The 22000-nt window shown below is 60.3% G+C and carries 19 protein-coding genes and 1 tRNA gene; 6 read left to right on the top strand and 14 right to left on the bottom strand.

Features of this window, described 5'->3' with window-relative positions; translation table 11 throughout:
• Positions 1-23: 23 nt before the first annotated feature.
• Positions 24-1034, bottom strand: a complete 1011-nt coding sequence (locus ABVS03_RS05925; protein ID WP_330972315.1) for a LacI family DNA-binding transcriptional regulator — start codon at positions 1032-1034, stop codon at positions 24-26.
• Between the two features lie 249 nt (positions 1035-1283).
• Here ABVS03_RS05925 and ABVS03_RS05920 point away from each other — a divergent pair, with 249 nt between their 5' ends.
• Positions 1284-2582 carry an alpha-amylase family glycosyl hydrolase gene (locus ABVS03_RS05920; RefSeq protein WP_368018424.1) on the top strand — a complete coding sequence of 433 codons (1299 nt, stop codon included), beginning with the start codon at positions 1284-1286 and terminating at the stop codon, positions 2580-2582.
• Between the two features lie 78 nt (positions 2583-2660).
• On the opposite strand, the gene ABVS03_RS05915 is transcribed toward ABVS03_RS05920, so the two are convergent.
• The 6 genes from ABVS03_RS05915 to ABVS03_RS05890 all read right to left on the bottom strand — a co-directional run bounded on the left by ABVS03_RS05915 (position 2661) and on the right by ABVS03_RS05890 (position 11164).
• Positions 2661-3515: a LysR family transcriptional regulator gene (locus ABVS03_RS05915; RefSeq protein ID WP_330972317.1), complete on the bottom strand. Its 855-nt coding sequence runs from the start codon at positions 3513-3515 to the stop codon at positions 2661-2663.
• A 352-nt stretch (positions 3516-3867) separates the two neighbouring features.
• The gene (locus ABVS03_RS05910) at positions 3868-5115 is read right to left on the bottom strand and encodes an amidohydrolase family protein (protein ID WP_330972318.1); all 1248 of its coding nucleotides are present in this window, start codon (positions 5113-5115) and stop codon (positions 3868-3870) included.
• A gap of 78 nt (positions 5116-5193) precedes the next feature.
• Positions 5194-6663, bottom strand: a complete 1470-nt coding sequence (locus tag ABVS03_RS05905) for an APC family permease (protein ID WP_330972319.1) — start codon at positions 6661-6663, stop codon at positions 5194-5196.
• A 389-nt stretch (positions 6664-7052) separates the two neighbouring features.
• The gene (locus ABVS03_RS05900) at positions 7053-8915 is read right to left on the bottom strand and encodes an ABC transporter ATP-binding protein (RefSeq protein WP_368018423.1); all 1863 of its coding nucleotides are present in this window, start codon (positions 8913-8915) and stop codon (positions 7053-7055) included.
• Positions 8902-10677, bottom strand: coding sequence for an ABC transporter ATP-binding protein (locus ABVS03_RS05895; protein ID WP_368018422.1), 1776 nt, complete (start codon positions 10675-10677; stop codon positions 8902-8904). The genes ABVS03_RS05900 and ABVS03_RS05895 overlap by 14 nt, the downstream gene beginning before the upstream one ends.
• Positions 10655-11164, bottom strand: coding sequence for a MarR family winged helix-turn-helix transcriptional regulator (locus ABVS03_RS05890; protein WP_368018421.1), 510 nt, complete (start codon positions 11162-11164; stop codon positions 10655-10657). The genes ABVS03_RS05895 and ABVS03_RS05890 overlap by 23 nt, the downstream gene beginning before the upstream one ends.
• 224 nt (positions 11165-11388) lie before the next feature.
• Between ABVS03_RS05890 and ABVS03_RS05885 the strand changes: the two genes are divergently transcribed.
• Positions 11389-12972 (top strand): alpha-amylase, encoded by a 1584-nt coding sequence (locus tag ABVS03_RS05885; protein WP_368018420.1) that lies wholly within the window; start codon positions 11389-11391, stop codon positions 12970-12972.
• On the opposite strand, the gene ABVS03_RS05880 is transcribed toward ABVS03_RS05885, so the two are convergent.
• From ABVS03_RS05880 to ABVS03_RS05870, 3 genes are all read right to left on the bottom strand, one after another.
• Positions 12969-14108, bottom strand: a complete 1140-nt coding sequence (locus ABVS03_RS05880) for a DUF3810 domain-containing protein (RefSeq protein ID WP_368018419.1) — start codon at positions 14106-14108, stop codon at positions 12969-12971. The genes ABVS03_RS05885 and ABVS03_RS05880 overlap by 4 nt on opposite strands.
• Before the next feature lie 14 nt (positions 14109-14122).
• A complete protein-coding gene (locus ABVS03_RS05875; protein ID WP_368018418.1) occupies positions 14123-14614 on the bottom strand; it encodes a DUF3955 domain-containing protein in 492 nt (163 codons plus the stop codon).
• A gap of 111 nt (positions 14615-14725) precedes the next feature.
• Positions 14726-16078 (bottom strand): MATE family efflux transporter, encoded by a 1353-nt coding sequence (locus ABVS03_RS05870; RefSeq protein WP_368018417.1) that lies wholly within the window; start codon positions 16076-16078, stop codon positions 14726-14728.
• A 222-nt stretch (positions 16079-16300) separates the two neighbouring features.
• Here ABVS03_RS05870 and ABVS03_RS05865 point away from each other — a divergent pair, with 222 nt between their 5' ends.
• Positions 16301-16657 (top strand): DUF1304 domain-containing protein, encoded by a 357-nt coding sequence (locus ABVS03_RS05865; protein ID WP_368018416.1) that lies wholly within the window; start codon positions 16301-16303, stop codon positions 16655-16657.
• Positions 16658-16680: 23 nt separating this feature from the next.
• Positions 16681-16881: a hypothetical protein gene (locus tag ABVS03_RS05860; RefSeq protein WP_330972328.1), complete on the top strand. Its 201-nt coding sequence runs from the start codon at positions 16681-16683 to the stop codon at positions 16879-16881.
• A gap of 45 nt (positions 16882-16926) precedes the next feature.
• On the opposite strand, the gene ABVS03_RS05855 is transcribed toward ABVS03_RS05860, so the two are convergent.
• Complete coding sequence (locus tag ABVS03_RS05855; RefSeq protein WP_368018415.1) at positions 16927-17610, bottom strand: VanZ family protein; 684 nt, start codon at positions 17608-17610, stop codon at positions 16927-16929.
• Between the two features lie 648 nt (positions 17611-18258).
• Here ABVS03_RS05855 and ABVS03_RS05850 point away from each other — a divergent pair.
• Positions 18259-18957 (top strand): hypothetical protein, encoded by a 699-nt coding sequence (locus tag ABVS03_RS05850; RefSeq protein ID WP_368018414.1) that lies wholly within the window; start codon positions 18259-18261, stop codon positions 18955-18957.
• Between the two features lie 165 nt (positions 18958-19122).
• On the opposite strand, the gene ABVS03_RS05845 is transcribed toward ABVS03_RS05850, so the two are convergent.
• The 3 genes from ABVS03_RS05845 to ABVS03_RS05835 form a co-directional block, all read right to left on the bottom strand.
• Positions 19123-19199: transfer RNA gene (locus ABVS03_RS05845), tRNA-Pro, on the bottom strand.
• Between the two features lie 15 nt (positions 19200-19214).
• Positions 19215-20102, bottom strand: a complete 888-nt coding sequence (locus ABVS03_RS05840) for a 4-(cytidine 5'-diphospho)-2-C-methyl-D-erythritol kinase (RefSeq protein WP_368018413.1) — start codon at positions 20100-20102, stop codon at positions 19215-19217.
• Between the two features lie 114 nt (positions 20103-20216).
• Positions 20217-20507, bottom strand: a complete 291-nt coding sequence (locus tag ABVS03_RS05835; protein ID WP_330972332.1) for a Veg family protein — start codon at positions 20505-20507, stop codon at positions 20217-20219.
• Between the two features lie 207 nt (positions 20508-20714).
• Here ABVS03_RS05835 and ABVS03_RS05830 point away from each other — a divergent pair, with 207 nt between their 5' ends.
• Positions 20715-21791: a M24 family metallopeptidase gene (locus ABVS03_RS05830; RefSeq protein ID WP_368018412.1), complete on the top strand. Its 1077-nt coding sequence runs from the start codon at positions 20715-20717 to the stop codon at positions 21789-21791.
• Positions 21792-22000 lie beyond the last annotated feature (209 nt).

Raw genomic sequence — 22000 nt, 5'->3', positions numbered from 1 at the left:
TCCGCCCTCCCTGGGCGGATGCCCTACAACGACTTAACGGTTCCACCAAGCCGCGGAGTCGTCTCCAACCGGATATGACGGTTGCCAGCACGTCCCTCAAGCACATCCACCAGAATGCGAACTGCTTCCTCTCCCAGACGATCCTTGGGCTGGCACAAGGTCGTCAGTGTCGGGATGAGGTAATTGGATATCTCGATGCCGTCGATTGCGATGACCGAGACGTCATCGGGCACGCGCTTTCCGGCATCGTAGAGGGCCTTGATAGCTGCGATCGCGAGCGTATCTGCGACCGCGAAGAGTGCGGTGAAATCCTCGCGCCTGTCGGCGAAGTCCTTCACGCACCTATAGGAGGAAGCGAGATCGAAGTCTGCCGCCTCCAGGACGAGATCGGGATCGGGCTCGATGCCCTCCTCGCGCAGCGCCTTGCAGTAGCCTGCATAGCGGCGCTCGGAGATGGAGTGATCTTCCGGGTTGTCCAGAAGGATCGCAATCCTTCTGTGTCCCCTCGAGACCAGGTACTTCACGGCACGCTCGGCCTCTGCCTTGTCGTCGATTGCGACGGAGGAGTAGCTCGAGCGATCGAGGTTGCCGAAATGGTTCGTATACGTGCAGCACACATACGGAACCGTGAGCCCCTGCATCTCTGCCTTCGTATAGTCGTAGCGGCCGCCGAGGAAGATGACGCCGTTCAGGCGCTTGGACTGCACGAGCTCCGTGGCAGCCCTGACCTCGTCGTCGGTCGTGGAGACCTGGTGCAGCACCATCGTGTAGCCCGCTGCCTCGCACCCATGCTCGATCGTGCGGATGATGGGCGTGAAGAAGGGATTCGAGATGCCGCGGACCACAAGGCCAATGGCATTGACCTGGGTGCGGGCAAGGTCTCTGGCTGTGCTGTTCGGCGTGTAGTGCAGGTCGGACACAGCCTTCATGACCTTGTTTCTGACCTCGTCGGAGACGTCGGGATGGTTGTTGAGGACACGGGAGACCGTAGAGACCGAAACGCCGCAGTAGGCTGCGACATCCTTGATGGTCATTGCTCTCCCCTTCCATCCGTTACGTCCACCGATTCGTGAACGGTTGTTCCTGTACGCATAACCGTTTCTGGTATCGTTTCTGGTAGCGTTACCGGAACCGTTGTCTACATAAAACCACCATCCCCTCATTCGGTCAATGCATGTGGGGCGAACGGTATTTTATGAGCGGCGAACGTTCGGAAAAGATTCTGCAAACGGTCTGCAAGGGTCTGGTCATGCCCCTGCAGCACAAGAGAGAGGAAGGACTGCATGGCTGAAAGCACACCTTCTGCCCTGAGGCAGAAGACCATCTATTCCATCTTTGTGAGAAACCATACGAAGGAGGGAACCTTCAGGGCGGCCCAGGCCGACCTCGGTCGCATCCGGGCGCTCGGCACAGACTATATATGGCTCATGCCAATCCATCCCGTCGGCAAGGTTGCCCGCAAGGGAGCGCTCGGCAGCCCCTACGCAATCTCTGACTACCGTGCCATCAATCCCGAGTACGGCACGCTCGAGGACTTCGCCGCCTTCGCCGACGCGGTCCATGCCCTCGGCATGAAGCTCATGATCGATGTGGTCTACAACCACACCTCTCCCGACTCCGTGCTCTGGCAGACACATCCCGAGTGGTTCTACCACAAGCCAGACGGCACGCCCGGAAACCATGTCGGCGACTGGTCTGACATCATCGACCTCGACTACACGCACACAGAGCTCTGGGACTACCAGATCGAGACGCTCTGCCAGTGGGCACACTACGTCGACGGGTTCCGCTGCGACGTGGCGTCGTTCGTGCCCGTGGATTTCTGGAAGCGCGCCCGCGAGGAGGTCGCAAAGGTCCGTCCTGACTGCATCTGGCTCGCCGAGACGGTACACGCCTCCTTCGGCGACCTTATGAGGAGCAAGGGGCTCAGGTGCGCCACGGACGACGAGGACTTCGAGGCCTTCGATATCGAGTATGAATACGATATCCGCGAGCTCTTCGAAGACGTGCTCAAGGGCAAAAAGCCGCTCTCTGCCTGGGCAGAAGCGCTCAATGGCCAGGAGACGCGCTATCCTGCCAACTACGACAAGCTCCGCTTCCTCGAGAACCACGATACGGAGCGCATCGCTTCCTTCGTGCACGACCCGAAGGCGCTTGCCGTCTTCACGGCTCTTGTCTTCTATCTCAAGGGCACGACCTTGATCTACGGCGGCCAGGAAATCGGCTCGACCTTGCGCCCCTCCCTCTTCGATAAGGACACGGTCCTCTGGGACTGGAGGCGCGCAGAGCTCGACGGACGCGACCTTTCCGACCTTATGGCACGCATGTCGAAGATCGCACACGAAGTCCTCGGCGGCGATGACACGTTCCAGGCAGCTGCAGACGACGAGCGGGGCATCATGATCTGCCGCCGCGACGGCTTGCACCCGACGCTTGGCATCTTCCCGCTCAGGGGAAGGGACGCAGTGGCTGCCGTCGATCTTCCTGACGGCACCTATCGAAATCTCGTCACGGGCCAGCCTGTGACGGTATCCGATGGCACGGTCTCCCTTCCGGGCTGCGCCTGCATCATCGAGCGCTAGGCATCCCATAGAGCTACGCAGAAGGCCCCGCACGCCACAAAGAGGCGTGCGGGGCCTTCTCTTGCCTCTCTGTCGCTCTTACTGCTCGCGCAGGTAGTTCAGGAACGTGAGGGCAGCAAGCGAGAGCCCCTGCCCCAGGCGGTGCACCATATACATCGTGCGGAAGGCACGAATCTCGAGATGGTGGATCTCGAGCGTATCGGGGAGCTTTCCCAAGGCAAGCATCGGCAGAAGCGAGATGCCCAAGCCTGCATCGATGAGGGCAAGTATCGCATTGAAGTCAGACGTCTCGCAGCGCACGACCGCGTGCCTGAGCTCCTTCTGGAGAAGAGGGGCCGTCTCGGTATCTGCGATGAAGCGCTCGTCCTTCAGAAGGTCGATGGGGATGGAGCTGCGTCCCTCTCCGAAGTGCCCGCGCTTCGAGACGACGACGATCTCATCCTTGTGGAAGAGCTTCGAGGAGAAGGAAGCAGGATCGAGCTTCTTCGGCACGAAGGCCACATCGACCGCACCCTCCGTGAGGAGCTTCTCCGCCTCGCCGTACGTCGACTCCGTGATATCGATCTCGATGTTGGGATGGTCCTCGGCAAAGGCGCCAAGCGGGCGTGCAAGCTTCCAGGACACGATAGAGGAGGGGGCAGCGATGCTCACGTTTCCCGACTCGAGGCCATTGATATCGTCGACCTTCATGGTGAGGCACTCGAACGACTGCACGACGGCGCGTGCCTCGGGCAGGAGCCTTTCCCCTTCCTTCGTGAGCCTTACCGTGCCTCCCGCCCTCTCGAACAGGCGCACGCCCCAGTCCTCTTCAAGCCCCTGCACCATGCGGCTCACCGATGACTGCGTATAGCCAAGCTGCTGGGCCGTACGGGTGAAGCTTCCGCATTCTGCTGCCTTCACGAATGCCTGGAACTTGTGGATGTTGGCCTCCATGCAATCCCTCTCATTCCGCTTCGGCTCCGGCATGCCGGAGCGCAGCTGCGCATTGAGAGCGCCATGGGCTACAGGCCGCATCCGCACTCCTGCGTCTTCCAAGAGTCTATCTTCTACCACGGAATGGCCGGCATGCAGTTTCAATCTCTGGCACGGGTCTCCCGCTGCCGTTCACGGCACAATTTCCACCGTCCGGGATGCAGAACCCATAGTCTTATGGAGACAAGGTTCACACAGCCGTCTCTTTGGAGCATATATCTGCCACATCGGAGCAACGCAAAAAGGCCGGGCCTCCGAAGAGGCCCGGCCCACACCATCGATCTGTTTCGGGACCTAGATTCCCAGGGGCACCTTACAGGGCGCCCTTGATCATGATGTCGCCTTCCTTCATGATGACGTCCATCTTGTCCGGGTCGAGGTCGCGGATCTCCTTCAGAGGATCGCCGTTGACGACGAGGATGTCGGCGAGCTTGCCAGCCTCGACGGAGCCGAAGTCGTTCTCGTGGTGCACCATCTTGGCGCCGTTGAGGGTAGCTGCGACGATGGCATCCATGTTCGGGATCTCGCAGTGCTCGACCCAGGCGTATACCTCATCGAGCGTCGTGTAGCCGTACGGCGTGGAGAAGCTGAAGGAGTCGGAGCCGACCGTCAGCGTGACGCCGAGCTTGTAGGCGCGGTTGAGGTTTGCATAGGAGCGGGCAATGCCCTTCTCTGCATTGTTCTTGCCAGGCCACTTGTCGAGCTCGGGCGTCCACTCGGGAGGATACGTCGCGTACCAGGACGGCAGGAAGCCGACCGTCGGCGTGAAGAACGTGCCCTGCTGTGCCATGAGGTCCATGGTCTTGTCGTCGAGCTCGAAGCCGTGGATCAGCTGCTCTGCGCCGAAGCGGACGGAGTCATAGGCGGCAGAGATCGAGTTGTAGGAGTGAGACCAGACCGGGATGCCGACCATTGCGCACTCGTCGCAGACAGCCTTGATCTCTTCCGTGCTCATGAGCTGGGCACGTCCCGAGTCCCAGCGCCAGATGCCGCCGCCGGTTGCCCAGATCTTGATTGCGTCAGGGTTCTCGCGCAGGCGCATGCGGATGGCGTGGCGGAGCTCCCACGGACCATCTACCTGGTCACCCCAAGGATGGCCGTTCTTCGACATCTCGAACGGAAGCTTGTGGCAGTCGCCGTGTCCTGCCGTGCGGCAGAAGCCGAGGCCGGTTGCGAAGATGCGCGGGCCCTTCATGACGCCCATGTTGACGAGGTCACGGATGGCGATGCCGTTGCGGCCGATCTCGCAGACCGTCGTGAGGCCGTGGGTGACGGCGTCGTAGGCCTGCTTGACGGCGCATGCCTGCTTCTGTGCGACCGTCTCGATGACCCAGTCATTGTCGTTGTCCGTGAGGTTGCCGGAGAAGTGGATGTGGGTATCGATGATGCCCGGCATGACCGTCTTGCCGGTCGCGTCGATGATCTCGTACCCCTCAGGAATCTCCGTGGCCTCGCCGGCATACGTGATCTTCTTGTCGTCCACCAGGACAAGGGAATCCTCGACCGGAGACGCGCCGGTGCCGTCGACGAGCTTGCCGCCCTTGATAGCATACTTTGCCATTGCAAATCCTCCCAATCTTTCCAACCACGTTTCTTGACCAGCTATGCGTCGCCTTGTGGCGTATGCATACGTTTGGAGCTATGCAGCGTGCTTTGCTGCGGGGTGCGTGTCGGCTTCCATGTGCTTGTTGCCGAAGGCAACGAGGATGACGACGCCGATGAGGATCCAGGCACCCGTGATAATCCACTCGACCGTGTCGAGGGCTGCAGGGCTCATAGGCACGACCATGAGGCCGATGATGATGAGGCCGGCGATGATGGCGCAGGCGATGATGGGCTTGCCGCCATTGACCTTGTAGGGCCTCGGCAGATCCGGCTCGGTCTTGCGCAGCTTCAGGCAGGCGAAGCCGGCCATCGTGCAGGCGAAGATGAAGCCGAGCGATGCGACGTTCGTGAGCGGCACGAGCATGTTCCTGCCGAGGAAGGGGCCGACGAGCGTCAGCACTGCCATGACCGTGTTGGCCTTCTTCGGAGCGCCCGAGACAGGATCGAGCTCTGCGAACGAGGAGGGAATCATTTCCTTCCTGCCCATGGCGAGCATGAGGCGGGCAGAAGCACCGAAGAACGAGTTCATGGGGCCGAGAGGGCCGAGCGTGCCGATGATGAGCATCGCGATGTAGAAGAAGATGTTGATGCGCTCGAGGACGGCCAGGGCAGGCACGGAGGACTTCACGAACTCATGCCAGTCGATGATCGTGCCGAACGAGTAGATGCAGACGAGGTAGAAGGCACCCGAAGCAAGAAGCGCGATGGCCGGGATCAGGCCGAACTTCTTCCAGTCGAGGTTCGCGGAGGCTTCCTCCGCCTGCTGCGGAATCGTGTCGAATCCTGCATAGAAGAACGGCGTCATGACCAGGACTGCGACGATGCCGCCCAGAAGCGAGGTCGCCTCGGTGGAGCTGCCGCCTGCCGCGTCATGCACCTGCGAGAACACCGGAAGCGCATTCGAGGGGGATCCCGTCATGAACGAGATGACCATGGCCAGCACCATGCCGCACAGAAGCGCCTTCGTGAGGAAGCTCGAGAGCTTCGCGGCTGCGCCGGCACCATGGAAGTTGAGGTAGATGACGAGGATGGCAGCAGCGAGCGCGATGACAGTCGGCCAGAGATAGACATCGGCGCCGAGAATCGTGTAGAGCTTCACGGAACGCAGCCATGCAAGGGCCGGGAACTCGGCGAAGCGGTCCGTCAGGAGCGTGGAGATCGCGATTGCCTCCCAGGGGCACAGCGGTGCATTGCCGAGCAGAAGCATCCAGCCGGTGAAGAAGCCGAGCTTGCGGCCGAACGTGCGGTCCACATACTCGATGATGCCGCCGGAAATCGGGATGGCTGCCGTCAGCTCGCCGAAGCACATGCCGATCGGCACGAGGAACACGGCACCGATCGCGAATGCGATCATGGCCGGAATCGGGCCGCCGCCCAGAACCATCCAGTCGCCTACCAGCAGCACCCATCCGGTTCCGATGATGGCGCCGAAGCCGATCGTGAAGAAGTTGAAGAGCGTCAGCTCCTTCTTCATGCCCCCTTCTGCCGGTGCAGTCTCTGCCATATCTCTCTCCCCTCGCATGCACTCGCCCTGAAGGCGAAGATCCAGTTTGCGGGCAAGATGTGCCCGGTGCCTTGTCTTCGGCACAATTCAATGTTCGGAGAATCGCCTGTATTTCGCAAAGGTTTCGGGGATGCTGCAGGGCCGAGAGGGAGAATGCGGACCCTGAGCGGATTATGTTCGCAAAGGCTAACATAGCAATGCACGCTAGGGGTCATTCGGATGCTACATCACCGCAGGTAGATGCCTATATATGAGATGCCGTTCATCCGTTTTGAAAAAACGGCAAACGGTTTTCAGATTGCGAACAGGAACGCCCGAAATATGAGCAGAGGCCCCTCCCGAGCAAACGATTGCCGGAAGGGGCCGTGACTACGATATGGGACGCGGGTCTACGCGAACTGGGAGCGGTAGAGCTCTGCATACACGCCGTGCGCCCTCAGCAGCTCCTCATGGGTGCCCTGCTCCACGATCGTGCCGTGGTCCATGACGAGGATGAGATCGGCATCGACGATTGTCGAGAGGCGGTGCGCAATCACGAAGGACGTCCTGTTCTCCATGATGGCCTCCATAGCGCGGGTGATGGCCTGCTCAGTCCTCGTGTCGACGCTCGAGGTGGCCTCGTCGAGGATGAGCATCGCAGGGTCTGCGAGCATGGCGCGGGCAATCGTCAGGAGCTGGCGCTGTCCCTGCGAGATGCCTTCTCCGTCTGCTGTCACCATCGTGTCATAGCCCTTGGGAAGCGTCCTCACGAAGAAGTCCACATGCGCTGCCTTCGCCGCCGCCTCGATCTCCTCGTGCGTGGCGTCGGGCCTGCCGTAGGCGATATTCTCTGCAATCGTGCCCTCGAAGAGCCAGGTGTCCTGGAGCACCATGCCGAACTGGCGTCTGAGCTCGTGGCGCGGAATATCCCTGATATCGACGCCGTCGAGCGTGATGGTGCCGCCGTCTATCTCATAGAAGCGCATGAGGAGATTGATGAGGGTCGTCTTGCCGGCACCCGTAGCGCCGACGATGGCGACCTTCTCCCCTGGCTCTGCGACAAGCGACACGTCGTGCATGAGCGTCTTCTCCGGACGATAGCCGAAGCGCACATGGGAGAACTCGATGCGACCACGCACCGGCTCGGGAAGCTCAGCGGGCTTCTCGGGGTCAGGCACGATCTCGTCCTCATCAAGCAGGTCGAAGACGCGCTCCGCTGCCGCCAAGGCACCCTGGAGCATGTTGACCGTGAGCGAGAGCTCGGTCAAGGGTTCCGAAGCTTCCGTCACATACTGGAAGAAGGCCTGGAAGACGCCTATCGTCATGCTCCCCTGAAGCAGCATGCCGCCTGCCATGATGCCGATCGTGACCTGTGCCAGGCGCACGATGAAGCGGATGGCAGGAGAGATCGCATTCGTGAGGAAGTCGGCATGCGCGCTCTCACGGGCAAGCGCCTCTGCCTCCGCCTCGATCGTAGCCTCGGTCTTGGCCTCGAGGCCATAGGCGGCAACGACGGCACGTCCTGCATAGGCTTCCTCGACAGAGCCCGTGAGCGTGCCGAGCAGTGCCTGGCGCTTTGCTGCCACATAGATCGTGCGTCCTGCCACGATCTTTGTCACGAGGAACGTGGCTGCCGCAAAGGCGACGAAGACAAGCGTCAGGAAGATGTTGTAGGTGAGCATCATGATCACGGAGCCTGCAAGCATCGTGGCCGCGATGATGAGCTGGAGGAGCCCGCGCTGCAGGACCTCGGAGATCTTGTCGAGGTCGTTCGTCGCACGCGAGATCGTATCTCCCGGCTGGTGTGCATCATAGTAGGCAAGCGGAAGACGCCCGAGCTTGTCTGCAATGCGCTCGCGGAGCTTGAGGTTGAGGCGCTCTGCGAAGGACTGCATGACCAGGGACTGGAGGGCATAGAAAGCCCAGGCGAAGGTCCAGATGCCAAGGTAGGCCAAGATCTCCTCCCCGCCATCACCGATCCTCACGACATAGACCTCTCCTGCTGCAAACGCAGCCTGGATGTTCTTCCAGATGAGGTCCACAAGGCCCGCCGAGTAGGCGACCGCCCAGAGCGTTCCCACCACATAGAAGATGGCAGAGATCGATGCCACGACAAGGCGCCACCTCTGGTCTCCTGCAACCTCCCAGAGACGCTTCGCGGTCTCCCAGGGGTGCTCGGGCACCTCCTCTTCGAGCTCTTCGTCGGAAAGGGAAAGGGCCTTCTTCTGCTCTTCATTCTTTCGGCCTTCATGCTTCTTCTCAGCGCGCTGCATCTGCGCCACCTCCCCTCTCCTGGGACTCGACAATGTCTCGATAGTCCTGGCAGCTCTCCATGAGCTCGTCGTGCGTGCCGATGCCGGAGATCTCGCCGTCCTTCAAGACCACGATCTTCGCTGCATCGCGGATCGTCGAGACGCGCTGGGCAATGATCAGGACCGCCGCATCGGAAAGCTCATGCGAAAGGGCATGCCGAAGAGCTGCATCGGTCTTGTAGTCAAGTGCCGAGAACGAGTCATCGAAGATATAGAGATCTGCCTTCCTTGTGAGCGCACGTGCAATCGCCAGGCGCTGGCGCTGGCCGCCCGAGAAGTTCTTGCCGCCCTGGGCGACAGGAGCTGCGAGCCCTTCGGGAAGCTCTCGCACGAAGCTGGCCTGCGCGATATCGAGCGCATGCCAGAGCTCGTCGAGTGTGGCCTCGAGTGCGCCGTCACGCAGGTTCTCTGCAATGGTGCCGCTGAAGAGCCAGGCTGTCTGCGGCACATAGGCGATGCGGGACCTCAGATCCTTCTGCCTGATGTTCCTGATATCGTGGCCCAGGAACTCCGCCTTGCCTTCCGTCACATCGTGGAAGCGCAGCAGGAGCTTTGCAATCGTCGACTTGCCCGATCCCGTATTGCCGATGATGGCAGTGACAGCACCACGCGGAATCGTGAAGTCCATGTCCTTGAGCGTATCCTCCGAGGCATCCGCAAAGCGGAAGGAGGCATGGTCGAAGGAGGCGACGTCCTGGACGTCTGTGCCATCGAGCTCTTCCGGCGTTACGGGGTCCTGGATGGCAGGCACAGCCGTGAGCACTTCCTGCGCACGCGCCATGCATGCCATGGCTCGAGGCATCTGCAGAAGCGCGAACTGCGCCATCATCGAGAACCAGAGGATGAGGATCGCGTACTGCACAAGCGCCGAGATCGAGCCAATCTGCATCGCATGGGCGCCGACACGATCGGCGCCGAGCCAGAAGATCGCGAACTCGACGAAGTTCATGAAGCAGAAGCAGGTGGCATCCGTGATTGCGAAAATGAAGTTCACGCGGATGGCGTTTCTGGCATAGTCCTCGAACGTCTCGTCGAGGCGCTTCTTGGCATGTTCCTCCTTGCCGAAGGCACGGATCACGCGCGTGCCGGTGATGGCCTCGCGCAGGCGCGCGTTCATGCGGTCGATGAAGCCCTGGAGCCGAAGGAAGATCGGTGCCGACTTCTTGATGGCAAGGGCGGAGATTGCAAGGATCACAGCCGTCACAAGAAGGAGGAGCTGTCCCATCACGGCGTCTGTCGAATAGGCAAGCACGATTGCGACGACGCAGGTCACCGGGAAGGGGGCAAGCATCACGAATGACATGAGCAGCGTCTGCTGCACGACGTTGGCATCAGAGAGCGTGCGCGTGATCATGGAGCCCGTGCCGATCTGGGCAAACTCCGTGCCGGAAAGGTCGAGCGACTTCTTATAGACCGCCACCCTCAGATCGCGTCCCACATTGGCAGCAAAGCGCGAGGCTATCCAGTATGAGGCGACGCATCCTCCCGAGCCTATGACCGAAGCAAGCAGCATGGCTGTGCCATGGTGGATGAGCTCAGGCGTTCCTGCCCCCTCAATGGCAGCATTCATGAGAGCAGAGAGCTCTGTCGGAATGAAGAGCATGCCGCAGATATCGCAGAGCAGAAGCACGAGCGCAGCTACAGCCATCCCTCTGTAGGGACGTGCCAGCTTCACGAGAAGCGCCCATGAGGACTTCCTCTCAGCGGCTTTCGTCATTTCCATTTTCTGTCTCCTCCTTCCTTTTCTCTCTCAGAGCATCGATCTGACGGTCGATTGCCTCCGCATAGGCCCCGACGAGGCGGACAAGCTCTTCCTGGTCATGGGCCGAAAGGCCCGCAAATGCCCGCGTCTCTGCCTCCATGGCAGGAACGAGCCGCTCCTCGCAGAGGGCACGTCCCGCTTCGGTCAGGAGCACGACCTTGCACTTGCGGCTTCCCTCCTCGAACTCGAGGCGCACAAGCCCCTTTGCCTCGAGCGACTTGATAGCCGTATTGACGGTCTGCCGCGAGTAGGCAAAGGACTGCGCAAGCGAGCGCTGCGTCGCCTTGCCGCCGCAGTAGACGATCTCATAGAGCATCCAGTAGGCAGCATCAGACAGCCCGCAGCCCCGTGCCAGCTCATAGTAGAGGCGGTCCGACTCGCGGTAGAGCACGTCGAGATCTCGTGCGGTCGGTGCGTGGGCAGTTTCCTGCCCGTCTTCCCTCTCCATCGTTCCTCATTTTCATCCGGTTTCGGACAATGCGGAAGGTACATTAATCCGTATCCGGACAATTGTCAATGAGCTGCTGGAACTTTCTTGAGGTTCTTCCGAACTCCAGAAATCCCGATTCCGGTGTCTTGCCCTGGCCTCGGTATATGCACCCCGAATGAGGGCACGTAATCCATCAGAAGAAGATTTCAATACCGCAGCGCCGCTGCGGCTGGAGGTGCACCATGAACGGAACAATGCTGCAGGGATTCTCGTGGTACCTCGATGCGGATGGCACGCACTGGCGCCGCATCGCCGAGGATGCGCAGCTCTTTGCCGACAATGGCATCACAGCCGTCTGGCTGCCTCCGGCCTACAAGGGCTCTGCCGGCGGGGTGGATGTCGGCTACGGCGTCTACGACACCTACGATCTGGGCGAGTTCGACCAGAAGGGATCTGTCCGCACGAAGTACGGCACGAAGGAAGAATACCAGGCTGCCATCAATGCCCTCCATGATGCAGGTGTCCAGGCGCTCGGCGACATCGTGCTGGACCACCGGCTCGGCGCAGATGCGACTGAAGAGGTCACAGCCCAGGAGATGGACTCGAGGAATCGCGAGAACCCCATCGCAGCGCCCCGCCAGATCCAGGCGTGGACCCGCTTCACATTCCCGGGACGCCACGGCAAGTACTCCGACTTCCAATGGGACTGGAACGACTTCCACGCGGTGGACTGGGACGAGGCCACAAAGAGAAGCGGCATCTATCTCTTCTCCGGCAAGCACTGGAGCGAGCAGGTCGACCACCGCGACAACGGCAACTACGACTACCTCATGGGTGCCGATGTCGACGAGATGTATGAGCCGGTCTACAACGAGCTCCTGAAGTGGGGCAGATGGTATCTCACGGCCTGCGACCTCGATGGCTTCCGTCTCGATGCCTGCAAGCATATGGACAGGCAGTTCTACCTCGACTGGCTCCCGACCCTTCGCTACGAGTTCGGCCGCGAGCTCTTCACGGTCGGCGAATACTGGTCTCCCGATGTGGGCGAGCTCGAGAGCTACCTTGGCCAGGAGAAGATCATGAGCCTCTTCGATGTGCCGCTCCACTACCACCTGTTTGCCGCCTCGAGCTCCTTCGGCGATTTCGACCTCAGGACCCTCTTCGAAGGCACGCTCGTCTCGGCAGATTCCTGGCACGCTGTCACATTCGTCGAGAACCATGACACGCAGCCGGGACAGGCCCTCCAGTCCTTCGTGCAGAGCTGGTTCAAGCCAGCTGCCTATGCGCTCATCCTCCTTCGCCAGGATGGCTATCCCTGTGTCTTCTACGGCGACCTCTTTGGCATGCCGAACGACGGCAACATCCCGGCTGTCCGCGAGCTGCCACTTCTCATGGAGCTGAGGCAGCGCTTTGCCTATGGGCAGCAGTATGACTACCTCGACGATCCCGACACGATCGGCTGGACACGCGAAGGCGACGCCGACCACGGCATGGCGGGCCTCGCCGTCATCCTCACGGACAGGAACGGCGGCAGGAAGCATATGTATATCGGGCCGAACCACACAGGCGAGCATTGGTGCTCTGTCATCGGCCCTGAAGACTTCCCCATCGTCGGTGACGATGGTTGCATCGACTGTACCTGTGCACCGGGATCCATGAGCGTCTATCTGCCCGAACGTGCAGCAGAGGTGCTGGCAAACGACACGATCCGCTACAGCCGCGATGCACCCCGCGACCTCACGAAGGAGCTGCCGACGCCTGAAGAAGCCCTCCACCTCGCAGAGAAGTTCGAGGAGAAGGCAGAGGACGACGGCACTGAGGCCTAGAGTCCCATCTCGTACCACGCAATGAGATCGTCCACGACGAGGCCGTAGGACTTGACACCTTCGGTCTCGCCGAAGCTCTTGAGATAGCTGTTGTTGACAGAGGTTCCGACCTCTTCGAACGTCCCCTCATAGGCCGCATAGTGCTCCTGCGTGGCGGCACGGTCCGCAAAGACAAGCCTTGTGCCGCTCTCATTGGCAGAAAGCGCCTCTGCGACCACGTCCTGGGCACGTGCCGAATCCTGGGAGTAGAGGGCATTCAGGCAGTAGGCAAAGGCGTCATAATAGCCCGAGTAGACGAAGCGGACATCCTCGCTCGTGCTGGATGCGAGGAAGGCTGCGAAATTGGCGTCTTCCTCGCTTGCGATGCCGAGACGATGTGCCGCCTCATGGCACATCGTGAATGGCAGCTCTGCCGCTGCATCATCGGCAGGCACGCTCGCCTCGCCTGTTGCCGCCCAATACATGCCGGTATGTCCGCTATAGAGGAGCGGCTCTCCGAAGAGCACAAGCTCCTTCACGGGCGCCGTGCTGCCCGAGAGGAAGGGATACTGCTCCGAGAGCACAGTGTATGAGGAGCCGGCAATCTGTCCCAGCTCGGAGAAGTCCTGCTCTGCGAGCGATCCGTCGTCGTTTCTGGAGACAGACGCAGCTGCATCGGCGGCACGCCCCAGGTAGTAGCCTGTAGCTTCTGCAAGCTCGTCTTCCGAGTACTCATGCACGGGCAGGTCCATCTCTTCTGCAAGCGTCGGCCCATAGTGGTTGAGCGCCCACCCGTCCACGGCAAGCGCTGCGACAGCCGCCAGGAAAAGAAGCGTCCAGGATGCCCACGGAAGGAGCTTCTCGCGCTTCCAGAGCCTCCGTATGAGCGTGAAGACAATCCAGATGGCCGCTGCCACAAGGCCGAAGTCCCAGAGAGCGAAAGGTGCCCACGATGTAAGCCCGGCAAGGACGGAGGCAAGGCTCCTCGAGAAGTCGCGGTAGGCCGGGAAATAGGAGTCCGGCGAACTAGAAAAAAGAAGCATCAGGATGGGGCAGGAGGCAAGAAGGACGCAGGCCAGAGCCAGACGCACACGCGCCCAGACCGGGCGCTCCTCCTTCTTGGTACGTCTGCGCGTGCCTTTCCTCTTCTTCCCCATCGTTTCCTTTCCAGCTAGTCTTCCTCTTTGTTCCCGCGCTTCCTGAGACGCACGAATCCGATCACAGAGACCAGCACGACAGAGGCACCCAGGAAGACGAAGAGCCAACCTGCCGGGATGAGCCAGAAGCTCTCATGCAGGATGCCCTCTGCATCGATATATTCCACGGCATGCGCCTTCACGAACCAGAGCGCAATTCCTGCGAGCATGAGCACGGCACCCATGGCAGCTGCCAGCTCGAAACGCTGTTCCCTCGCACCGTCTGCTCCATCACGTACAAGCTTTTCCTTCATCTCGCTCTTTCCATCCTTTCCGAGGATCAGGGTGTCGAGAGAGATGCCATAGGCCTCAGAGATGCACACGATCGCCTCGATATCGGGCAGGTTCTTGCCCCGCTCCCAGTTCGAGACCGGCCGCCTCGTCACGCCGGGCGCATCTGCCAGCTCCTGCTGTGTCAGATGATGCTCTGCACGCAGCTCCTTCAGTGCTTCTATGATCTCTGCCATGGCACTCCCTCCTCTCCTCGGATGAGCATGGAGAAGCTCAGTCCAGCATACAGGAAAGCATCCCCTGCATGCGGCCTTAAGCCCAGCAAGGCGTGCTTGCTCTGCCTTGTATCAGGCCTTATGCACTGCAGCGCTTTCTGCCTCAGCCGCTTTCTCTGCCTCATCGAAGCTCTTCAGGCACCCTCTTGCCATGGGTATCGTCACGGCAAAGGTGATGAGATCGGAGACGGGCTGCGCGATCTGGAGACCGAAGAGGCCAAGCGTGTGGGAGAGGATCGTGACGACGGGACCAAGGACAAGCCCCAAGCGGCAGGCGCCGAGAATCGTGGCGCTCCACATATGTCCAGAGGTCTGGAGCATGAAGTTCGTGATCATGGAGGCACCGGTAAGCGCGATCGAGAACGACGCAAGCCGGAGCGTCAGCGTGCCTACCGCGACGACCTCAGGGTCGTCCCGGAAGAAGCCGATGAGGTTCGGTGCGGAGATGCAGGTGACGATGCCTATGGCCAGGACCGAGATGGAAGCTGCCTTGAGCGAGAAGAAGTACCCCTTGCGCACGCGGTCATAGCGCTTCGCGCCGATGTTATAGCCAAGGACTGGCTGGTAGCCCTGGCCGATGCCGATCTGCACATAGTTGCCGACGCCCGTGATCCTCTGGACGACCGCCATAGCGGCAACGGCCGCATCACCGAAGGGGGCCGCCGCATCGTTCAGGAGCGTCGTCGCGACACCGAGCATGCACTGGCGGACGAACGACGGCACGCCGCCGTTGTTGATCTCCCGGAAGAGGGCCTTCGAGAAGCGGACATATTTCCTCGAGAGCGGGGTCGTGCCGATCTTCTGCATCTCCGCGACGAGGAGGCAGAAGCTTATGAACTGGCAGATGATATTCGCAAGCGCAGAGCCCGCAATCCCCATGCCCGCCCCGAAGATGAGGAGAGGCGAGAGGAAGATGTTGAGCACGGTGCCGCACATGATCGCAAGCATCGAGAAGAGGCTCTCCCCCTCGAAGCGCAGCTGCATGTTGAGCATGAGGGAGCTGCACATCCAGGGAGCGCCGAGAAGGATGATGCCGATGAAGGACTTGGCATAAGGAAGTATCGTGGGCGTCGCTCCTGCGACGCGGCAGAGGGGCCCGAGGAAGAGATTTCCCAGAAGCGCAATCAGGATGCCGCAGGCAAACGTGCAGACAATGCCCGTGGATGCCATCACGCAGGCATCCTCTTCCCGGTGGGCCCCGAGGTCGCGCGAGATTGCATTGCCTGTGCCCTGGCCGAAGTAGAAGCCAACGCCCTGGATAGCCGTCATTGCGACGAAGGCGATGCCTATGGCGCCAGAGGCCGAAGTATTGATCCTGCCGACGAAATAGGTGTCGGCGAGGTTGTAGACCACAGTCACGAGGTTCGAGAGGATCGATGGCCAGGCCATCGACAGGACGAGGGGGCCGACCGGCCTCTCCGTCATCTCCCTGTATCTCTCTTCTGCTCGCATGGCGGCACGTGCCACGAGCATCTGCTTCAAGTTCTTCATAGTGTCCCATGGTACGCGCATCAGGTTTCTGCCAGAGTACGGGTCCCGATTTCAAGAAGTCGGCGCATTTCCTCGCTTCTTCAATTTTATATTGTGCGCAATTATATTTTGCGCTATATTATCCTCGAAAAGAAGCCAAGCTCTCAAGGAGGACCTATGTCGCCCATCACCATCATTCTCGCCGTGCTTGTCGCAGCGGAGTTCTGCTTCATCTTCTATCTCGAGACCATCGCCACGACCTCTGCCCGCACCGCCAAGGTCTTCAACATGACTCAAGAGGAGCTTTCGCGCGACTCCGTCTCCACCCTCTTCAAGAACCAGGGCGTCTACAACGGTCTCATTGCCGTGCTTGTAATCTGCGCGCTTCTCCTCCAGAGCCCCCTTGCGCTCATCTTCCTCATGCTCTATATCATCTGCGTAGCAGCCTACGGAGCTGTGAGCTCGAATCCGAAGATCCTGCTCCAGCAGGGCGGCCTTGCCATTCTCTGCCTCCTGAGCTGCATCATCCTCTAAGCATCAGGAAGAAGTGTCATGCCATGAAGCCAGCGCCAAGCATCGAGGAGTCCACACGGTCTGACAGGCTCTGGTATATAAAGGACCGCTTCCCCTGCATCGCAGACTGCGACCAGTGCGGCTTCTGCGCTGCCTACCATGGGCAGGACCCGACCGAAGCCTATTCAGACTACATAGAGGGCAAGGCAGAGTTTCTGGAAGTCTCTCTGCGCTACAGGCCGTAAGAGCACAGGAGGGCGGAGCTCAGGCTCCGCCCTCCTTCTTCATGCTCAGAGCCTGTCGAGGAAGTTCACAATGCCCATCTCGGCATGTCGCCTCGAAGCATAGAGGAAAAAGACTCCCAGGAAGAGCGCTGCCGCATCCTTGGCAGCATTGCTGCGGGGCTCGAGCGTCTGAGGTCCCAGGTGCCTTCCCCACCATCTCGGGAAGACAGCCCTGAGAGCGAGAAAGATGAGGCAGCCGATGACAGCGCCCAAGGTATTGGCAATGAGGTCGTCGATGTCCGTGACGCGGAAGTTCAGGAGCTGCGAGAGCTCGATTGCAAGCGAGAAGAGAAAGCCGAAGAGCGCTGCATGTCCGATCCGGTCGAAGCCTTCCCAGCAGCAGGGAAGCAGGAGCCCGAGCGGCACGAAGAGCACGACATTGAGTGCCCAGGCCGTCCAGTTCAGATAGGCATCGAAGGGCACGAGATTGATGTTCAGCATCGTCCGGAGCGATGTGCCACGCCAGAGATCTGCGAAGGTCCCTACCCCGCAGATCCAGAGAATGGAGAAGAGACAGATACCGAAGAGGGCGACCGCCAGCCGATGCGCCCACATGCTGGGCCGCTTGGACGCGGACGTCTGCTTGCGGCGAGCGGAGACATGGCTCCTGTGCGCATTCACGCCGGAAGCGATTGCGTAAGGGACAAGAGCGCATACTGCCTCATAGCCAAGTGCCACGATTGCACGCATGGATGTCTGCCTCCTCCGCTTTCAGATTCGCTCTCGGAGAGGCAAGCATAGCAGCAGAGAGGCTGCCTGCATCCTTATCACACAGGAAGTGACCAGGCTGCCCATATCCATAATCGCTCTGCGCCACACCGCAAGGTTTCCGGCATTCCGGATTCCCAGTTCTGGCCACCTTTTCCAATTGCCGCTTATCCGCTTGCCGCCTGCTCTTCCGCTTGCCCCTTGTCGCTTTCCCCAACAGAGTCGTACGGCACATCCGCTGGCCTCTTAGACGGCTTGCCAGGTTTCCTGAAATTTCTAGCAAGCATAGTTTTCCTAAGATTGCAAAAGATATCAAGGAAGCGTTGGCAGAGAGGAGGGATGCAGTGGCAGCACGCATCAATCCCTTCACACTTGGATCCGGTCGGGTCTCGCCTGTCATGGCAGGCTACGGCAATGCGATAGAGAGCATCGAAGATGCCTTCCGGAATGGCCCTGGGGACCCAAACCTGACAGGCATCTTTGACGGCGCACGCGGAGCCGGCAAGACAGCGCTTCTGACGCTGCCTGCAGATGCAGCAGAAGAGCGCGGCTGGATTGCTGCACGTGTTTCAGCTGTTCCTGGCACGCTGGAAGACATCCTCGTGCAGGCGGGAAAGGGGCGCTCTGACGATGTCTCGCGCACGCATCAGCTCTATAGGCACGAGGGAAGCCGGCACGCTGGGACAGGAAGAGGACGGCCGCAACTGGAGGTCCCGTCTTGAGAGCCTGCTCGATGCTCTTGAAGCTTCCGGCACAGGTCTCCTGATAATGGTCGACGACGTGCGCGACTTTGATGAGATGGTGCAGCTTGCATCGGTCTATCAGCATCTTGTATCTGCAGGCAGAAGGATTTCACTCCTTATGGCGGGCCTTCCCTCTGAGGTGTCGCGCATCCTCAATGACCAGCCAATCTCTTTCCTTCGCAGAGCCACACGCTACCATCTTGGCCGTATCGACGACGCGGACATGCGGAAGGCTCCCGCAGGGACCATCGAAAGCGGCGGCAGGACAATCGAAGCATATGCCCTCGAAGCAGCCATGAATGCTTTAGGCGGCTTCCCTTTCATGATGCAGCTCGTCGGCTACCGCATGCGGACCCAGGCTGAAGGAGATGCAATCGATCTTTCTGCAGCCGAACGTGGCATCGAGACCGCGCAGCAGGAAATGCGCATGAACATCCTGGAGACCACCTATCAGGAGCTTTCCGATATGGATATCGCTTTCATAGAGGCGATGCTTCCCGGCGAAGGGCCCAGCTCGACCGCCGAGATTGCCAGACGCATGGGAAAGCTCGGCCTATGCCTCCCAATACCGCAGGCGCCTGCTTGAGGAGGGCGTCATCGGCATGTCCGGACGCGGAAAGGCAAGCTTCGAGCTGCCAGGGTGGCGGGCATTCATAGAGGAGAAGCTCGAAGGGGGCGGAATCTGCAAAGGCCTTCTCGCCTTCTTATGAAAGAAGCCGGAGGAATTGCTCCCTCCGGCTATCATTTCAAATGGTCGGGTTGACTGGATTTGAACCAGCGACCTCTCGGTCCCGAACCGAGCGCTCTACCAAGCTGAGCCACAACCCGTCAGCAGACGGTACTTTAACAGAAAATCTGGCTCGAGTCGACCACTTTTGAAGAAATTGCCCACCAATTTCTGTTTTCTTTTGCGTCGCAGGCCACTTTTTCGGCTGCAGAGGCACTGTCGCAGATAGCAAAAAGGCAGGCTCCTGAGCCGCTGACCTGCGCATTCAGGACATGAGGGCGAGATCTCAGCCACGCAAGCGCACGCCCGAGCTCCGGCTCGAGAGCAATCGCTGCGGCAGCAAGATTGTTTGTGGACTTTTCCACAATCGCATCCTGATTGCCTGTCTTGAGTGCCTCGAGATAGGGCACAAGCGGCGGCAGTGCCTGAGGGTCGCGGTCGAAGGCTGCATAGGCATCCTGGGCACAGGATCCCATGACAGGAGGACGTACGACCGCAAGTGCGAGCTGAGGCGTCGGGAACTGTTCCTGGAGCACATCGCCCGCGCCGGCAAGATAGCTCACGTCGGGCTTCAGGAAGAACGCGACATCGGCTCCGATGCTTCGGGCGATATCCACAACACGGGCATCTTCCGGGTCTATGCCCCAGAGCTGGCAGGCGCCACGCAGCGCTGCCCCCGCATCGGTCGAGGACCCTCCCATGCCGCTTCTTTCGGGGATATGGCGCTCGATATGGACCGCAAAGGCAGGATCATGCCCAAACGCCTTTCCAAGCGCCTCTACGGCACGATAGGTCGTCGTATCGTCCATATGCGCCCTGATGCCCGGCTCGCAGGTGACGCTCAGTCCCTCAGCAGGCGTGAGCGTGACCACATCGCCGAAGTCGAGGGCCGCCATGACAGAATCGACGCGGTGATAGCCACGTTCGTCCCTGTCTGTATGGACACCGAGATAGAGATTGATCTTGGCAGGCGCCTTCACGGCGAGGATATCCACCTTGCGCACCTCCGCTCCGAGATTCATGTATGCAAAAAGAGATGCCCCGGAACAGCTGCTCCGGGGCATCAGGGGTTCTCAGCTGCTTCCCTCTATCTTAGAGGGCTGCAGCGCACATGCAGGCTACTCTTCTGCGACGTAGTCGAAGAGGCGCTCGCCGGTATCGGCGTCGAAGACCTCCACACCGCCCGTCAGCACATCGACATACTGATAGGACTGGCGGTCCTTGCGGCCGCGGCGCTCCTCGATCTCGACGACGAACAGCGACGGATGCACCTGTACAAGGACGCCGGTTCCCTCTACAATACGGGAACGGCCCATGTTGGCACGCACCTTGATGCGCTGGCCCTCGAGTGACTTGAGCTTGTCGTGAATCTCGTCCACACGGTTGACGGGCGGCATATCGATATCCATGAAACGGCCTCCTGACTTTCTGTACGGCTGTTCAAAATTCAGCAAGATGCTATCTTACACCTGTCCATAGACCCTTCACATTCTGGGCCTCTGACCTTGGCGGAAGCGTGAAGAGGCGCTGCAAAGCTTAAAGGTCTCACCGTATTGCACAAGAGGTGTACACTCGCCTTGTCTAGCAAACAGACAGTGTATGAAGGAGTGCATCCTATGCATCAGGAACGCATCCAGGCCGTGCTGGCAAACCTGGAGAAGCAGGGCTGCCATCAGGCCGTGGTCTCTGACCCCACATCCATCTTCTATCTCACGGGCTACTACACGGAGCCCTACGAGCGCTTCCTTGCGCTCTACGTGAGCCCGAAGGAGTGCGTGCTCTTCGCGAACCGCCTCTTCCCGGACGCCACGCCTTTCTGCCCCGAGGTCGTCGTGCACGACGATACGGAAGATCCGCTGCCGGCACTGATCGAGCACATCGACCACACCTCCGCGCTCGGCCTCGACAAGATCTTCCCGGCACGCTGGGTGCTGCCCCTGATCGATGCGAAGGCAGCTCCGTCCTTCATTCTTGCCTCCAAAGCCGTGGACGACGCACGCTCTATCAAGAGCGCTGAAGAGCAGGAGCTCATGCGCGAAGCCTCGCGCGTGAACGACAAGGCAATGGAGTGGCTCAAGAGCCAGATCAAAGAGGGCGTTACCGAGCAGAGCATCGCAGAGGGCCTCCTTGGCACCTACCGCTCGCTTGGTGCCCAGGACCACTCATTCGCCCCGATCGTGAGCTTCGGCGCCAATGCGGCAGATCCTCACCACGAGCCGGATGGCACCGTCCTCAAGCGTGGCGACATGGTGCTCTACGATGTGGGCTGCAGGAAGGATGCCTACTGCTCCGATATGACCCGTACCTTCTTCACGGCAGAGCCGACCGAAGAGGAGAAGCGTGTCTACGAGACCGTGCGTCATGCCAACGAGGCGGCAGAGGCCCTCGTGAAGCCAGGCGTCACGTTTGCAGAGATCGACCTCTGCGCTCGCCACATCATCGAGGACGCAGGGTATGGTCCCTACTTCACGCACCGTCTGGGACACCAGATCGGCCTCAACGACCACGAGCCGGGAGATGTCTCCGCAACGCACGATGAGGCAGTGCGTCCAGGCCAGTGCTTCTCGATCGAGCCGGGCATCTATATCCCGGGCAGGATCGGCGTCCGCATCGAGGATCTCGTAATCGTGACCGAGGACGGCTGCGAAGTCCTGAACTCCTACCCGAAGGGAATCCAGGTCGTCGATCTCTGAGAGACAGTCCATCCTTCCAAAGAGCAGGGCAGCCCCGTCCCGGATCTTTCCGGGACGGGGCTGCATTCTCTGCACCGGATTTCTGGAAATGTCCAGGGCATCGCAAGCGCCCGATGTGGAGGCGCTGCCTCCGCGCCCTGTCCCAGCCTCTGCAGGGCAGCATAGGGCGCTCCATGCCATGGCAGCTCAGGGCATCATCCCTGGCGCGG

It is taken from the genome of Olsenella sp. AGMB03486 (genome assembly GCF_040884255.1).
Taxonomy (GTDB): domain Bacteria; phylum Actinomycetota; class Coriobacteriia; order Coriobacteriales; family Atopobiaceae; genus Olsenella_L; species Olsenella_L kribbiana.
The sequence above is the reverse complement of the archived record's forward strand: the minus strand, read 5'-3'. Positions and strand labels throughout refer to the sequence as shown.